Source organism: Accumulibacter sp. (assembly GCF_029255285.1).
Lineage (GTDB): Bacteria > Pseudomonadota > Gammaproteobacteria > Burkholderiales > Rhodocyclaceae > Accumulibacter.
The window spans coordinates 1-14,444 of sequence record NZ_JAPUVI010000095.1; the positions used below are offsets into that span (position 1 = coordinate 1).

Consider the following 14,444-nt stretch of genomic DNA (forward strand, 5'->3'; position numbering starts at 1 on the left):
GAGGCGACGGACGTAATCCGCGCAAATCCATAAACGCCAACGATGAGCGTTTCGCACTGGCCGCTTAGGCCTGCTGAGGACGTAGCCGTCCAATAAACAGAAAGGCTATCGGCGGGGGCTTCGGCTCCCGCCGTCATTTGGCCGGCCGGCGTCGGAGTTTCCGTCCGTTACCGTTGGCCGCAGATTTTGATCGTTCAACTGACACGCGGCGGCTCTGGCGGCGTCCGGGTCATGAGAAACGCTGAGTGAGTTTGGGCTCGAAGATTCCGCCTGTCCGTCCGTTAAGGCGAAAGCTGACAGCACACAAGGGCTGAGGGGCGAGACACTGCCGCGCGCGGCCAAGTTGCCGCGCCTTCCAGCCACGGTAGCCGCCGTGAGCACGGACGGTTCGCCTAGGGCCGAATCACCTCACTGGTCTGAAGCAGACCGACGGCCAGTCAGGACACGTTTGCGCGGCTTGACGCCAAACGCTGTCACCCCTGTCCGGAGCACAGGGCCGACCCCTCGTCCAAGCCGCCGGCGCAATGGGCGCGGCTAACCAGCCTTGGCTGTGTCTTCCTTGTGCAACTCGTTGTAGTCAGTCAAGTGTGACTCGAGCGCGTCAAATTTCGAAGCGGCGGTGGAACCCAGGCGCGAAAGCCGGCGTATCAGGCGCTGCTGGGCGAAGGTTTCCGACGGATCGGGCTTGCCCAGTAGGTATTCCGATCCGCGTTTTGTCATCACCACCATCGAGTTGGACTGAAAACTGTAGCCCGTGATCGGCGAAGTCCTGATATGCGAAGAAGAGGGGAAACGAGGATTGCTGCCGTACACCCGTCCTTCGATACACACCAGTTGCTCGCCGTCGCGTGTGACCAGTTCGAGAGTTTTCCAGTTGTTGAGAATATTCATAGTTCCATAGTGCTCCCTGCCCTGAACGCGGCGCCAAGTGCCGAAGCGGTTGCCAATTTTAACCGATAACCCGGCCACGCGGTGGCCCTCAGGGCTTGGCCTCAGCGTGCTGTATGGGCCGCCGATCAACCGGGGCGCGATGAAAACACTGGTCCGCTGCCGTCGAACGACTGTTGGTTGCCAAGCGGTTTCGCATGGCCATAGGCAAAGCAAAAAAAATGCCTTCTCGTAGCTTCCATCGCTTCAGGCAGCAAAACAAGCGCTTATCCACGCCTCACGGGATACCGTCGATACCGTATGTAAAATTCTTCGACAACGATTGAACAGCACCAAGCTCTCTCACCTGGCGACTTGGCGAGGCGTGGAACGCCTCTGCTTCCACGTTTCCAGAGCGGTCTTCGGCGGGCCCCGACGAGTTGTGCGACAATCCGGCCTACGGCGGTCTGCGTTACCGCCATTGAAGCGTCCCGGTCTGCGGACCGGGGCACCGTAGGCCGCGGGGGCTTCCGCCTCGCGGCAGTTGACGAAATCGGGAGAAGTCGATCAAAGCGAAGGCGCCCTCGTCGCGCAGATGTTTGCTGTCGCCTTTACGTCGCCTCCTCGGCCGGCTGGTGGCGAGCACCGCGTCGGCATTGAGCGCTGTTGCCCTGCACGCCTCCGAACTGACCGCTGTAGGCCCCGGTTCGCAGTCGACTCCGAACGACAACCGCCTCAGTTCGCTCATCGCCGCCCACCGCGGCCGGCCGGTACTGATCAATTTCTGGGCTTCCTGGTGCGAACCCTGTCGCGAGGAGATGCCCTCGCTGCAGCGCCTGGCCGACCGATACGGTTCGCATCGCCTGCTGCTGATCACCGTCGCTGTCGCCGACAACCGCCGGCAAGTCGAGCAGTTTCTCGCCGACAACGCTCTCCGGCTGCCGGTCATCGACGACCGTGATCAGACCATCAGCCGAGCTTGGCAGGTCCGCATTCTGCCAGGAACGGTACTGCTCGATCGTCGCCACCGCATTCGCTTGCGTGGCCAGGGAGCGATCGACTGGGACTCGGAGACCGTCACCCGGCGCCTGCAACCCTTTTTCAACTAAGCCAACCCGGAGATCGACCATGAATCGTCGTCACTTCATCAAGACCGCTACCCTGCTGACCGCCGGCGTGCTCGGCGGACCGCGTCCAACGCTGGCCGCCGGCCGCCAATTCGATCCCTCGCCAGTCTACGGATGGCGGGTTTTCGAAGTCACCACGCGCGCCGAACTGGCGAAGACGGACAGCCCGACGCGTGTCTGGTTGCCGTTGCCGTCGGTGGATGAATCGGCGTGGAGCAGAACCATGGGCAATCTCTGGCAAGGTAACGCGGCAACCGCACAACTGCAGCGCGATTCGACGTATGGGGCGCTGATGCTGGCGGCGAACTGGGAAGCCGGTGAACCCGCCCCGGTGATCGAAGTGACGAGTCGCTTCGCCACCTGCGACCGCTCGATCGACCTCGGTCGAGCGGACAAAGCGAGCGCTCTCGATGCCGCCAGCACCCGGCTCTTTACGCGCGCGACGCAACTGCTGCCGACCGACGGCATCGTCAGGAAAACGGCGTTGGAAATCACCCGTGGCCGCCAGACCGACGTCGACAAGGCGCGGGCGATCTATGACTGGATTGTTGTCCACACCGCGCGTAACCCGAAAACGCGCGGCTGCGGAACCGGGGATATTCGCGCGATGCTCGAAACAGGGGACTTGACCGGCAAGTGCGCCGACCTCAATGCGCTCTACGTCGGTCTTGCGCGCGCCGCCGGCCTGCCGGCACGCGACGTCTACGGCATCCGGGTCGCCGACTCGCGGTTCGGTTATAAGAGCCTCGGCAAGAGCGGCGACATCAGCAAGGCGCAGCATTGCCGCGCCGAGGTCTGGCTGACGGGTATCGGGTGGCTGCCGGTCGATCCGGCCGACGTGCGCAAAGTCGTTCTCGAGGAGAGAGCCGGCCTGACACTCGAAGACGAACTCGTCGCCGCGGTGCGCGAAAAGCTCTTCGGGGCCTGGGAAATGAACTGGCTGCCGTACAACTTCGCGCACGACCTAGCGTTACCGGGGTCTCCGGGACCTCGCGTGCCGTTCTTGATGTATCCGCAGGGAGAAAACGCCGCCGGCCGCTTCGACAGCCTCGATGCGGAAAACTTCCGCTACCGCATCACGGCGCGCGAGATCACCGCCTGAGAGGCTGGCCGCTGTCGGGAACGGACAAGGTCATAAGGCCGATTCCCGAAGACAGCCTCTCGTCGCTCAATCGGCACGCTGATAGAGAGTTACGACGCAGGCTCCGCCAAGCCCGAGATTGTGCTGCAGGGCCAGCCTGGCGTTGGCTACTTGGCGTGTGCCGGCGCTGCCGCGCAATTGCTCGACAAGCTCGGCACACTGAGCCAGACCCGTCGCGCCGAGTGGATGTCCTTTCGACAACAAGCCGCCTGAGGGGTTGGTAACGACCCTTCCGCCGTAAGTATGGTCGCCGTCGGCGACGAATTTCTCCGCCCCCCCCTCGGGGCATAGCCGCAATGCCTCGTAGCACAACACCTCGTTTTGCGCGAAGCAGTCGTGCAGCTCGACGACGTCGATGTCCTGCGGTCCGACGGCGGCTTCTTCGTAAACGCGGTCAACCGCTTCCCGAGTCATGTCGGCGCCGACCAGCGCCATCATGCTACGTTTTTCGAAGGTTCCTGGCCGGTCGGTGGTCATCGCTTGCGCGGCGATGAAGATACGGCGATCGAGATTCATCCTTGCGGCAAAGCGCTGCGAGACGAGGATCGCCGCCGCCGCGCCACACGCGGGCGGGCAAGCCATCAGCCGCGTCATGCCGGCTTCGGGGAAAACCAGCGGCGCGGCCATCACATCCTCCGCGCTGAGCACCTTGCGCAACAGCGCTCCGGGATTGTTCGCGCCGTGCCGGCTGGCCTTGGCGCGGACGCGGGCGAAAAGCTCGGGCGTCACCTGGTAGCGCTGCATGTATTCCCGGCCGGCGCCGCCGAAATAGCGCAGCGCCAAGGGAACTTGCCAAGGTGTGACCTCCTCGCAAAGTTGGTCGAAGCGGGCGAACGGCGAGGGGCGATCGGTCCAGTGTTCGGTCAGCGCACCAGGCAGCATTTGCTCGAAGCCGACCGCCAGAACACAATCCAGCGCTCCCGACGCGACAAGCTGGCGGGCCAGAAAGAGCGCCGTCGAACCGGTCGAACAGTTGTTGTTGACGTTGACGATCGGGATGCCGGTCATCCCGACGCTATACAAGGCGCGCTGCCCGGAAGTGGAGTCGCCATAGACGTAGCCGACGAAGGCCTGTTGCACGGCGGCGTAAGTCAGTCCGGCGTCGGCCAGCGCCTCGCGCACGGCGGCCGCGGCCATCAGGTCGTACGTGTCGGTTACCCCGGGCTTACCGAAGCGCGGCGACCCGATGCCCGCCACATACACCTTGTCTTGCACGCTGCTCTCCTTTCGACTTCGAGTTCCCCGGCCGGGCTGCCGCCGGAGCGCGGGTCAATGCTCCAGCGGCCGCCCGGCCGGAGCGGCCTTAGAGGAGTTTGACGTCGATCTTGCGCGGCTGCGCGTGCTCGGCCTTGGGAATCGAGAGCTTCAGGACGCCGCTCTTGAACTCGGCGCTGACACGAGTCGCGTCGAGTTCCTTAGACAGAGTGAAGACCCGTCGATAACGCGGCAGGCTGACCTCCGTGTGGCTGGCCACCATGCTTTGCGGCATGTCCAGAGCGATCTCGCCTTCGATGGTCAGCGTATCGGCTTCGACGTGCAACGCGAGCCTTTCCTTTGCCACTCCGGGCAGATCGGCATACAAGGTGATTCCAGCGGAATCCTCAATGACGTCGACCGGTGGCAGCAGCGCGGCTTCCTCGCGTGCGGCTTGTTTTTTGACGGAACTGTTGTCGGACATGTTCGATCCTCCTTACTCGATGGTGATGCGGCGTGGCTGCGCGGATTCCCGGCGCCCAATGCTGATGCGCAGAACTCCGTCCACGTACTTCGCCTCGACCGCGTTCGGGTCGACGTCGTCGGGTAGCGTCACCACACGCCGGAAACGGCCTGCGAAGCGCTCGTCGATATGCACGGTAGCCTCACCTCCGGGCTGCTCCAGCTGGCGTTCGCCGGCAATGGTCAGCACCCCCTTTTCGATCTGCACGTCAAGGCTCGCCGGGTCGATGCCCGGGGCAAAGGCGTAGATTTCGACGGCCTGCGGCGTGCCGCCGACGTTCATCGCCGGAAAACCGCCGCGGGCAATGCCGCGAATGCTCGGGGAAATATGGAAAGCCTGCTGCATCTCACGTTGCAGCCGATCCAGTTCCGCCAGGACATCACGGGGAAAAACTGAGCGGTACATCATGTTCGTTCCTCCATACGGTGGGTCAATGGCACCGCTGACGGCGCCTGGTAACATAATTGGGGCTGCCTCATGGGACTTCAATAGCTTGCAATCACCCGCCATCACTACCATTCTAGTAGGCTAGTTCATCCGCCACTGTAAATCGAGGATCGTGCATGGAATTCAAGGACTACTACCAGATCCTGGGGGTACCCCGTGACGCCACGGCCGACGAGATCAAAAAATCTTTCCGCAAGCTGGCGCGCAAGTACCACCCGGACGTTTCGCGCGAGCCCGACGCCGAAGCCCGCATGAAGGAACTCAACGAGGCGAATGCCGTGCTCTCCGACCCGGAGAAGCGCGCCGCCTACGATCAGTTGGGGCGCGGCTACCAGCCGGGTCAGGAGTTTCGCCCGCCACCGGACTGGGATGCCGGCTTCGAGTTTTCGAGCCATGGTTTCTCACCCGGCGAGGCGGCTGACTTCTCGGACTTCTTCGCCGAGTTGTTCGGCCGCGCGGCCGGCCAGCACGACTTTTCAACCGGCCAGAGCGCCGCTTTCCACAGGCGCGGCGAGGACCACCACGCCAAAGTGCTGCTCGACATCGAAGATGCGTTTTCCGGCGCCACCCGGCAGATCTCGCTGCGCTTGCCGAAAACTGACACGCAAGGCCGCCTGACACTCGAAACGCGCACGCTGAACGTCAGGATCCCGCAAGGTGTACACGCCGGCCAGGTCATCCGCCTGGCCGGACAGGGAAGTCCGGGAAACGGTGGCGCTGCGGCCGGCGACCTGCTGCTGGAAGTCCGTTTCAAGCCGCATCCGCGCTTTCGGGCGCACGGACGCGACCTCCTGGCGACGCTGCCGGTCGCCCCCTGGGAAGCCGCGCTGGGGGCAATCGTGGCGGTGGACCTGCCATCCGGCAGCGTCAAAGTACGTATCCCGCAGGGGGCGCAGAGCGGCCGGCAACTGCGTGTGCGCGGCAAGGGGATTCCCGGTACTCCGCCCGGCGATCTGCTGCTCGACGTCCACGTCGTTCTGCCGCCGGCCGATACGCCCAGGGCACGCGCAGTCTACGAAGAGATGGCGCGCGAACTCGCCTTCGACGCGCGCCGGCAGGGGAGGGCATGAGTCATGACCCTACGTGACGAAGAGATCCTGATCGGAAGCCTGATGGAGAATACCTGGCTGACGCTCGAGCAGGTGGCCGCTGCCTGCCCGGTCGAACCCGGCTGGCTGTTGCGCCACATCGAAGACGGACTTTTCCCGCAGGCCGAAAGCGTCGCCGGTGTTTGGTGTTTTTCGAGCGCCAGCCTGCTGAGGGCGCGGCGCATGCGGCAACTGGAGCGCGACTTCGATGCCGTGCCGGAACTCGCTGCCCTGGTCGCCGACCTGATGGAGGAACTCGACCAGTTGCGCGCGCGAGCCGAGCGTTTCGGCGCGGGCTGAGTTGACGTGACGCAGCGGATCTGGCAGCGGCAGGTCTGGCGCAATCGGCTGCAGACCGTTCTGCTGCTGCTCGCGCTGCTCGGCATCAGCGGACTGTCCGGCGCCCTGCTGTTCGGCGACGAGGGGATGTGGGTAGCCCTGGCGGCGGGTCTTCTGGCCTTGCTGCTCGAACCGGCGACCGGGGCGCGACTGACGCTGGCGCTCTATCGCGCGCGGCCGATTGCCGACTACCAGGCGCCCGAACTGGCGGTCATCAACCGTCGACTGGCCGACATCGCCGGGCTGCCGCGTCCGCCGCAGCTTCACTACGTTCCGTCGCGGCTGGTCAATGCCTTCGCTGTCGGTCGACGTGACCGCTCGGCGGTGGCCATGACCGACGGCCTGTTGCGCACGCTGTCGAGGCGCGAGGTGGCTGGCGTACTGGCGCATGAGATCGCTCACATCGCTTCCGGCGACCTGCGCGTAATGAACCTTGCCGACTATATCAGCCGTTTGACCAGTCTCTTTGCCGTCGTCGGTCAGATCCTGTTGTTACTGTCGCTGCCGCTCATTTTGACTGGCAGCGCCGAAGTCAACCTGTTCGCTCTGCTCATGCTCGTCGCCTCGCCGCATTTGGCGCTGCTCGCGCAACTGGGCCTTTCGCGCGTACGCGAGTTCAATGCCGACCTCGAGGCGGTCCGCCTGACCGGCGATCCGGCCGGTCTGGCAAGTGCCCTGGCCAAGATCGGGCAGGTTCACTACTCCTGGCGGAGGTGGTTGCTTCCCGGCTGGGGCAATCCGGAACCCTCCTGGCTGCGCACGCATCCGGCCACCGAAGAACGAATCTCGCGCCTGTTGTCGCTGTCAGATGCCCGTGTCGGCTGGCTCTCGTGGCAGGAAGCTCCACCGTTCACCAGCCAGGTTCAGCCCACACGCCGAACGCCGCGCTGGCATCCTGGAGGCTACTGGTACTAGCCGCCCGTCGTAGCTTCAGCTGGCCCATTTCAGCTTCATTGTGTAGGCGATCGACCGGCTCGATCGGTCGGGCTCATTCGGCCACCTGCCGCTGAAAATTCCGCCAGATCAGAGCAGGCAAGCCATCTCATCGGCCTGCAAGGCTTCGATGCTGGCCAGTTGCCTGTCCAGCACCGCGAGCGTCGCTTCCGAGGCATTGCCGCCTTTCGCCAGCCGGCTGCGCACGCGAGCGCGCAATTGCGCCGGCGTCGACTGCGGCGCGACGATGTGGAAGGCCACTCCAGCCTCTCGGGCCAGAGCGTGAAATGCGTCGCGGCGCCGGCGCTCCAGGAAGGCGGCGTCGACGATCACCGACCAGCCGGCGGCGAGCAAGGTCCGCGCGAGGTCGTACAACCGCCGATAGGTAAGTTCGCTGGCGCTGCGGTCGTAGATGCCGCCGTCGAGTGGCGAGCCGCTGCGGGCGGTCGGCGCGAGTCCGAACAAGCGCTTGCGCTCGACGTCGGAACGTAAGCGCAGCGTGCTCGCTGTCCGGTCGGCCAGAAGCAGTCGGCGCGAGGCGCGGCTCTTGCCACAGCCGGTCACGCCGTGCGTGATGACCAGCCGCGCTGGGGGCGCTTGCCGCAGACGATCGGCGAGAGCGAGGTAGTGCCATGCTCGCTCGGCTCCATCGCCGGCTTGCGCGGCCCGGATAGCGGCGACCTTGGCGCGCACCAGCGCGCGATAGACGGCGTAGAAACGCAGCACCTCGGCGGCACCGTAGTCGCCACTGCCGCTCAGCCATTCGTTCGCCAGCCAGCCGCCGAGGCTCGGCCGGCGCTGGTCGAGCAGATCGATATAGGTAAACGCGATTTCGCTCGCGACGTCGATCCAGCGCAGATCTTCGCTGAACTCGATGCAGTCGAAGAGTCTCACCCGCTCGTCGATCAGCACGAGGTTGCCCAGATGCAGATCGCCGTGGCACTCGCGAACCCGCCCGTCGGTCTGGCGAGAAGCGAAGAGCGGAGCCAGGCGTTCGAATTCGGCACGTGTCCAGTCGCGCAGGCGCGCGAGGCGATCCTGGTCTGCATCATTGGGCAGCAGGGTTTCCAGTTCGCTGAAGTTGTCCAGGGCTTGCGCGAGAATGCGCGCCGGTTGCCCGAAGCCGCTTGCCGGCGTGGCGACCGCGGCACGGGCGTGAAATTCCGCCAGCGTGGCGGCCAGTTGGGAAAGTTGCTGCGGCCGCAGTTCCCCAGACGCGCACAGGTGGTCCAGCCTTCCCGCCTCGGCAAAGCGGTGCATCTTTAGCGCGTACTCGATGATCGGGCCGCTGCCGTCGAATCGCGGGTCGACGGGCGAGCCGGCGATGGGAACGACATCGAGATAGAGCTCGGGTGTAACACGACGGTTCAAGCGTAATTCGGTCTCGCAGCAGATCTTGCGTCGTGCGAGCGTGCCGTAGTCCAGGAAAGGCAGGGTGACGGGCTTCTTGATCTTGTAGGCAAAGTCGCCGGCCAGGAGCAGCCACGAAGCGTGAGTCTCGACAAGGTCGACCCGCGGCGCCGGGTCCGGGTAGCGGCCCGCCTCCAACAGGGCTTGGATCAGCGGTGGCAGCGTCTGGGGCATAAATCAATCCTTTCTGGCGTCGGCCGACGGGGCTCGGGTGACGCCGGTCACTGCCTGTCAGGCGAGCATGCCAGGTTGCCTGATCCGGTTGCTTGACCTGGCGTCGCGCTGCCGACGGGATGTCGGCAGTCTACACGGGGTGCGAGGCTGCGCGTCGATGCTTTTGCCCGGAGAACGTCCTGCCGGCTTCGTCAGGGCGGAGAATTGACGATCCGTGAGGCAAGGACGATACTGGCCGCTGCACGAGGAAGCATCGGAGGAGAGGTTCGGCAGTCGAGCCGGTTTGCTGAGATGAGAAGAACTAGTCAAGGCTTGCAGCGATCGACCTGGCGTCTGATTGGCCTTCTGGTCAGCATGCCGATGGCGGTGGTCCTTTTCGGCGCTGTTTTCATGGTCGCGTCGGAATACCTCGAAGGCAAACCGATGAGTTTCTGGTCGAGCCTGGAATGGGCTTCCGAGACGCTGACCACGACGGGTTATGGCGCCTACGCGCCGTGGAGCCATCCGCTCATGATCATCTTCGTCATCCTGACCCAGTTCGTCGGCATGTTCTTTCTGGTCCTCATCTTTCCCTTCTACGTCCTGCCGTACATCGAGGAGCGTTTCGAAGCACGCTTGCCGAACGTGCTGCCGGAAATGAATGGACGCGTCTTGTTCTATCGCTACGGTCCGGCCATCGAGTCATTGCTTGAGGAGTTCCATCGCATCGCTGCCGACTTCGTCGTTTTCGAAGAGGATATGGAAGTTTCCCGCAACCTGCGCAATCGAGGCTACGAAGTCGTCTTCGGCAAGCTGAGCGAACAGCCGGATGCGTTGTCGGGGGTCGAAAGCGCGCGAGCGGTGGTTGCCAATGCCGACGATCACGCCAACGCGATATGCATCCTGATTGCGCGGGAACAAGGTTTTGCAGGACCGATCTATGCGCTGGCCGACGATCCTCTGTACCGACCGCCGATGCTCCAGGTCGGCGCTTCGGAGGTGTTCACCCCCTCGCACGTACTGGCTGCCGCGCTCGCCGCTCGCGCGAGCAACCACATCAACCCGCCGGCCGAAGGACTTCACCTGCTCGGCAGCCTGGTCGGCCTGGCGGAGTTCCGGGTGCGCGCCAGCAGTCCACTCGCTGGACAGCGGCTCGGTGACCTGCGTTTGCGGTTTCGCCACGGCGTGACGGTAATCGGCCAGTGGGTGTGCGGGACTTTCAACAGCGCGACCGGGCCGGATACGCGTATCCAGCCCGGTGCCATTCTCGTGGTCGCCGGTGCGCATGCCAACCTGGCGAAGGTAGAACGTCTGGCCATCCCGATCCGCCGCGACGGCCCGATCGTCCTCGCCGGCTACGGCGAAGTCGGCCGGAGGTTTGTCGAAATGCTCAACGATGCCGGCGAAGCCAGCGTCGTCATCGACCGGCAGGCGCTGCCGGGAGTGGACATCGTCGGCAACATCCTCGAACAGGCGACCATGGTGCGCGCCCGAGTGCGCGCCGCCAGCGCGGTGGTCCTGGCTTTGAGCGACGACAGCGAAGGCGTGTTCGCCACCGCCGTGGTGCGCGATCACGCGCCCGAAGTGCCGCTCATCGTGCGCGCCAATCGGGCGCCCACCATCCCTCGCCTGTATCAGGCGGGTGCCGATTTCGCGCTCTCGGTCGGTCAGGTGGCCGGGCAGATTCTGGCCTATCACTTGCACGGTGAACAAGCGGTCGCTGTGCAGCATCATCTCAAGTTCATCCGCGTTGCGGCTGGCGGCCTGGCCTGGGGGCATCCCTGGCGCGACCGAGTGCGCGAGCGAACCGGAGCGGCCGTGGTAGCGGTCGAACGTGGCGAGAGCGTGATCGTCGAGTTCGACGACACCTTCGTGGTGCAGCCGGACGACACGCTGTTCGTCTGCGGAACGCCGGGCAGTCTGGAAAGCTATCTGCACGAATTCGAAACCACGCTGGCCGATGGTCAGCATTCCTGATCGCGCGACCCGACGCGCGTCCTCTGCCGTCAGTCAGCGCCCGGCAGCCGCTTCTTTCGCCAGACGGCGACCAGGGTGGCGAGCTTGGCGTGCGACGACAGGCGTTCGTCGGACAGTGCTTCGAGGAAATCCGACAAGCGTTTCGATTTGACGATGGCAAAACCGGTGAGCAGGGCCGACAGCACGAAGACCAGCGCGAAGAACAGGAGCCGGTCGGTGAGCGGTTCCTGTGCGGCGTCGATCAGATTCATGCCCAGAAAGCCGGTGCTGATCGTGGCGATCAGGCCGGCCGTGGTGACCACGGTCAGCCGGACGACCGTATTGGCTTGTCGACGCAGGCTGTCGCTGTCGAGGTATTGGCTCATGTCCTGGATCTCTTCGCGCAGCTCGTTGTACAGACGCTCTGTTCCGAGGTGCTCGCGAGTCATGGTGAACAGCGCTTTGGCCTGTGCCTGATCGGAGATCTCGTAGAACCAGTAGCGGTGGGAAAAACGCAGGAAGACTTCGAGCACGCCGCGAATCGCGCGCTTGAAGCGCTTGACCGACTCGGCATTGCCGATTTCCAGACGATTCAGGGCGGTGACCAGGCGGTCGGAAAGCATCAGCAGCGCGGCCTTGTGGAAATGCGGAATCAGCGCCAGCAGAAAGAACTGGTGGCGGAACTGCCCGAGCAGTCCGTTCTCCGACCCGGTGAAGTAAGCGTCCCGGTGGCTGCCCACCATGACGAAAGCGTGGCCGCAGGAAAGCAGGCGGGTGCCCGGCTGTTCGTTTTCAGGGTGCCAGTAGCGGTCGTAGCAGAAGCGCCCTTCGAAGCCCTCGAGATGCTGTTCGGAATACGGTAGCGAACCGCTCTTGCCCGGCCCGCTGACCAACACGAGCCGCGCAAAGTCGCCGCGGCTCAGGCAGCGCGGATCGTCCATAGCCAGATAGGCGAGTAGCGGCATGCGGTGGTATTCGATCTGTCGGTAGCGCACCGGGCCTTCCGCATCGGAATGGTGCAAGACCAGCGGCCGCAGCAGAAACTCCCAGTGCGACGAAATGCACGGCGACCGGAAACGGGCGACGAAGGACAGATACTTGCCGCGTTTCTCGTAGTCCGAGACGGCCAACACCCGCCCGTCGGAGGCCAGCCATTCGGCCCGCCGCAGACAATGGCCGCCACTTCCGTCATCGTCCCAGTAAGGCGGATAGGCGCGACCGAAGCGATAGAGCGTGTCCTGACACTGCCGCAGGTCGAGATCGTCGGCGGCGATCTCGACGACCAGGATCAGCACGTCGATGTCGTAGAAGAAGTACAGATCCAGGTGCACGATGTCGAAAGTCGTCGGTTCGTCGCTGTCCTTGTACGTCATGCGCACCCGTGCCACGTCGTGACGACGGAAGATGCGAATCGGCGATTCGCCATAGCCCGCGCTGTTTTCCTGGCGATCGCTCTCGCCGTAGAGGAAACGCTGGACATAAGGTAAGAACGTGACGAATTCGCTGTAGTGGCGTTCGTGGAACTGCTCGGGGTCGCCACAAAACTCGTCGACCAGTTCGCGCCACGGATTGTCGGCGCTTGGCTGCTCGAGCAACTGGTAATGATGCGCAAACGGGCCGCCGTCGGGCAACGGCATCAGTTGCAGTGGCCACAGCAGAATCTGTCGGAAATGGCCGACACGCTGGCCGATAGAAGTTTTCGTTGCGGGCATGGACAGTTCGGACAAAGTCAACCGCCGATTTCGGCCAGCAGCCTGGCGATCATTCGTTCGGCCTGGAGCAGGTAGCCACCGCCGAACAGGTTGAGATGATTGAGCACATGGTAGAGCTGATACAGGATCTTCCGCCGTTCGAAACCATCGGCCAGTGGCCAGGACTCGCCGTAGGCAGCATAGAAACTGTCCGGAAAACCGCCGAACAGCTCGCTCATCGCCAGGTCGGACTCGCGGTCGCCGAAATGGACCGCCGGGTCGAAAAGCACCAGAGCGCCAGTCTCGTCGCTCGCCGCGTTGCCGGACCAGAGGTCGCCATGTAGCAGGCTGGGCGGTGGTCGATGGTCGGCGAACAAAGCGGGCAGCTTGTCGGCCAGGCGCTCGCCGGCGGCAATCAGCTTGCCGTGGTGGCCCAAGCGGCGCGCCAGATCGAGTTGCGGCAGCAGCCGTCGGCGGGCGAAGAACGCTGGCCAACTGGCGTGCGGCGCGTTGAACTGTGGTGTGCGGCCGATGTAGTTGTCGCGATGCCAGCCGTATTGCGCTCCCTCGATGCGGTGCAGTTCGGCCAGCGCGCGTCCCGCGTCCGCGCCACGGCGGCCTTCGCGCAAGCCGCGCAGCGCCAGATGGTCGAGCAGCAGCCAGGCGTGCCGGCCAGCAACGCCGTGGCCGACGACGCCCGGGACGCGTAGCGCGGAACATACCGCCAGGGCACTCAGACCGTCGACTTCGGCGGCAAACATGTCGGCCAGGGCAGGGTCGTTGAGCTTGACGAACCAGCACCGGTCGTCGCTATCGATCCGCAGGGTGCGTGAGATCGAACCGCCGCCGATCATCGTGGCGCGCTCGACGTCCGCCCGCCGGCCGGTGGCCTGGCCGATGGCTTCGCTGAGCGCCTGGTGCAGCGCGGGGTCGAGATGGCTGCTCAGGATTGGGCTCCAGGCCGGCCGGGGAACAATTCCGGAGCCGTATTGCGCCTGGTCCGGGAGATAGCGAGCCTCTCCCGGCGAGCGCGAGAGCGACCGTCCGGGCCGTCGGTCGGGTTTACTCGAGGCAGTGAATGTGCTGTGATAGTGGCGGTTCGCAAAGTCCGGCAGCACTCGGCAGGGCGGCAGAAGCCATTCCGCCGAGCTTGTCGCAAACGCGCCGCTTCATCAATCCACCGATCCATCTCAATAACGGGAGTTCGAGATCATGAAAATCCACCTGTTGGTTCTGTCAGCCGTACTGACCGCCGCCGTTGCCGCTTGTGGCCCCAAGGAAGATGCCGCCAAGACCGAAGCGGCCAGGCTTGCGAAAGAATCGGCGCAGAAAGCCGGCGCGGCCGTGGGCGCGGCCGCCGACGCGACCAAGGAGGCCGTCAAGGACGCCGGCGTGGCGGCAAAGGAGAAGGTCGTCAGTGCCGGTACGGAAGTCAAGGACAAGACCAAAGAAGCGGTCGAGGCAACCAAGGAAGCCGGCAAGGAGATGGTCGTCAAAGCCGCCGACGCGACCAAGGAAGCGGCAGACAAAGCCAAGGAAGCAGTCAGCAAGTAGGCCGGATGCCGCGCAGCAAAC

The 14,444-nt window shown here is 64.3% G+C and carries 14 protein-coding genes and 1 other RNA gene; 8 read left to right on the plus strand and 7 right to left on the minus strand.

The window, feature by feature from the left end:
- Nucleotides 1-136: a transfer-messenger RNA gene (ssrA, locus tag Q1M07_RS13250) on the plus strand; the annotation flags it as partial.
- Nucleotides 137-534: 398 nt separating this feature from the next.
- Here ssrA and Q1M07_RS13255 read toward each other — a convergent pair.
- A complete protein-coding gene (locus tag Q1M07_RS13255) occupies nt 535-969 on the minus strand; it encodes a hypothetical protein (protein WP_300454387.1) in 435 nt (144 codons plus the stop codon).
- A 554-nt stretch (nt 970-1,523) separates the two neighbouring features.
- Here Q1M07_RS13255 and Q1M07_RS13260 point away from each other — a divergent pair.
- Together Q1M07_RS13260 and Q1M07_RS13265 are read left to right on the plus strand one after the other, a co-directional pair.
- Nucleotides 1,524-1,976: a TlpA disulfide reductase family protein gene (locus tag Q1M07_RS13260; RefSeq protein ID WP_300454388.1), complete on the plus strand. Its 453-nt coding sequence runs from the start codon at nt 1,524-1,526 to the stop codon at nt 1,974-1,976.
- Between the two features lie 19 nt (nt 1,977-1,995).
- Nucleotides 1,996-3,096, plus strand: coding sequence for a transglutaminase domain-containing protein (locus Q1M07_RS13265; RefSeq protein WP_300454389.1), 1,101 nt, complete (start codon nt 1,996-1,998; stop codon nt 3,094-3,096).
- 66 nt (nt 3,097-3,162) lie between these two features.
- On the opposite strand, the gene Q1M07_RS13270 is transcribed toward Q1M07_RS13265, so the two are convergent.
- The 3 genes from Q1M07_RS13270 to Q1M07_RS13280 form a co-directional block, all read right to left on the minus strand.
- A complete protein-coding gene (locus Q1M07_RS13270; RefSeq protein ID WP_300454390.1) occupies nt 3,163-4,350 on the minus strand; it encodes a lipid-transfer protein in 1,188 nt (395 codons plus the stop codon).
- A gap of 88 nt (nt 4,351-4,438) precedes the next feature.
- Nucleotides 4,439-4,813: an Hsp20/alpha crystallin family protein gene (locus Q1M07_RS13275; protein ID WP_300454391.1), complete on the minus strand. Its 375-nt coding sequence runs from the start codon at nt 4,811-4,813 to the stop codon at nt 4,439-4,441.
- A gap of 12 nt (nt 4,814-4,825) precedes the next feature.
- On the minus strand, nt 4,826-5,257 hold the full coding sequence (locus tag Q1M07_RS13280) for an Hsp20/alpha crystallin family protein (RefSeq protein ID WP_300454483.1): 432 nt from the start codon (nt 5,255-5,257) through the stop codon (nt 4,826-4,828).
- A 158-nt stretch (nt 5,258-5,415) separates the two neighbouring features.
- Between Q1M07_RS13280 and Q1M07_RS13285 the strand changes: the two genes are divergently transcribed.
- The 3 genes from Q1M07_RS13285 to Q1M07_RS13295 are packed head-to-tail and all read left to right on the plus strand — an operon-like array spanning nt 5,416 to nt 7,641.
- Complete coding sequence (locus tag Q1M07_RS13285; RefSeq protein ID WP_300454392.1) at nt 5,416-6,369, plus strand: DnaJ C-terminal domain-containing protein; 954 nt, start codon at nt 5,416-5,418, stop codon at nt 6,367-6,369.
- A gap of 3 nt (nt 6,370-6,372) precedes the next feature.
- The gene (locus Q1M07_RS13290) at nt 6,373-6,687 is read left to right on the plus strand and encodes a chaperone modulator CbpM (RefSeq protein ID WP_300454393.1); all 315 of its coding nucleotides are present in this window, start codon (nt 6,373-6,375) and stop codon (nt 6,685-6,687) included.
- Between the two features lie 6 nt (nt 6,688-6,693).
- A complete protein-coding gene (locus Q1M07_RS13295; RefSeq protein WP_300454394.1) occupies nt 6,694-7,641 on the plus strand; it encodes a zinc metalloprotease HtpX in 948 nt (315 codons plus the stop codon).
- Between the two features lie 108 nt (nt 7,642-7,749).
- Here the strand turns inward: Q1M07_RS13295 and Q1M07_RS13300 are convergent, their stop codons facing one another.
- On the minus strand, nt 7,750-9,243 hold the full coding sequence (locus Q1M07_RS13300; protein WP_300454395.1) for a bifunctional aminoglycoside phosphotransferase/ATP-binding protein: 1,494 nt from the start codon (nt 9,241-9,243) through the stop codon (nt 7,750-7,752).
- Between the two features lie 291 nt (nt 9,244-9,534).
- Between Q1M07_RS13300 and Q1M07_RS13305 the strand changes: the two genes are divergently transcribed.
- Nucleotides 9,535-11,199 carry a TrkA family potassium uptake protein gene (locus Q1M07_RS13305; RefSeq protein WP_300454396.1) on the plus strand — a complete coding sequence of 555 codons (1,665 nt, stop codon included), beginning with the start codon at nt 9,535-9,537 and terminating at the stop codon, nt 11,197-11,199.
- A 29-nt stretch (nt 11,200-11,228) separates the two neighbouring features.
- On the opposite strand, the gene Q1M07_RS13310 is transcribed toward Q1M07_RS13305, so the two are convergent.
- A complete protein-coding gene (locus Q1M07_RS13310) occupies nt 11,229-12,890 on the minus strand; it encodes a CorA family divalent cation transporter (protein WP_300454397.1) in 1,662 nt (553 codons plus the stop codon).
- Between the two features lie 17 nt (nt 12,891-12,907).
- Nucleotides 12,908-13,987, minus strand: a complete 1,080-nt coding sequence (locus Q1M07_RS13315) for a fructosamine kinase family protein (protein ID WP_300454398.1) — start codon at nt 13,985-13,987, stop codon at nt 12,908-12,910.
- A gap of 94 nt (nt 13,988-14,081) precedes the next feature.
- On the opposite strand from Q1M07_RS13315, the gene Q1M07_RS13320 reads away from it, so the two are divergent.
- Complete coding sequence (locus Q1M07_RS13320) at nt 14,082-14,423, plus strand: hypothetical protein (protein WP_300454399.1); 342 nt, start codon at nt 14,082-14,084, stop codon at nt 14,421-14,423.
- Nucleotides 14,424-14,444 lie beyond the last annotated feature (21 nt).

Coding starts and splice junctions, on each gene's coding strand:
- Q1M07_RS13280 (WP_300454483.1), bottom strand. CDS start 5,257: ATGTACCGCTCAGTTTTTCCCCGTGATGTCCTGGCGGAACTGGATCGG.
- Q1M07_RS13310 (WP_300454397.1), bottom strand. CDS start 12,890: ATGCCCGCAACGAAAACTTCTATCGGCCAGCGTGTCGGCCATTTCCGA.
- Q1M07_RS13320 (WP_300454399.1), top strand. CDS start 14,082: ATGAAAATCCACCTGTTGGTTCTGTCAGCCGTACTGACCGCCGCCGTT.
- Q1M07_RS13265 (WP_300454389.1), top strand. CDS start 1,996: ATGAATCGTCGTCACTTCATCAAGACCGCTACCCTGCTGACCGCCGGC.
- Q1M07_RS13275 (WP_300454391.1), bottom strand. CDS start 4,813: ATGTCCGACAACAGTTCCGTCAAAAAACAAGCCGCACGCGAGGAAGCC.
- Q1M07_RS13300 (WP_300454395.1), bottom strand. CDS start 9,243: ATGCCCCAGACGCTGCCACCGCTGATCCAAGCCCTGTTGGAGGCGGGC.
- Q1M07_RS13290 (WP_300454393.1), top strand. CDS start 6,373: ATGACCCTACGTGACGAAGAGATCCTGATCGGAAGCCTGATGGAGAAT.
- Q1M07_RS13305 (WP_300454396.1), top strand. CDS start 9,535: ATGAGAAGAACTAGTCAAGGCTTGCAGCGATCGACCTGGCGTCTGATT.
- Q1M07_RS13285 (WP_300454392.1), top strand. CDS start 5,416: ATGGAATTCAAGGACTACTACCAGATCCTGGGGGTACCCCGTGACGCC.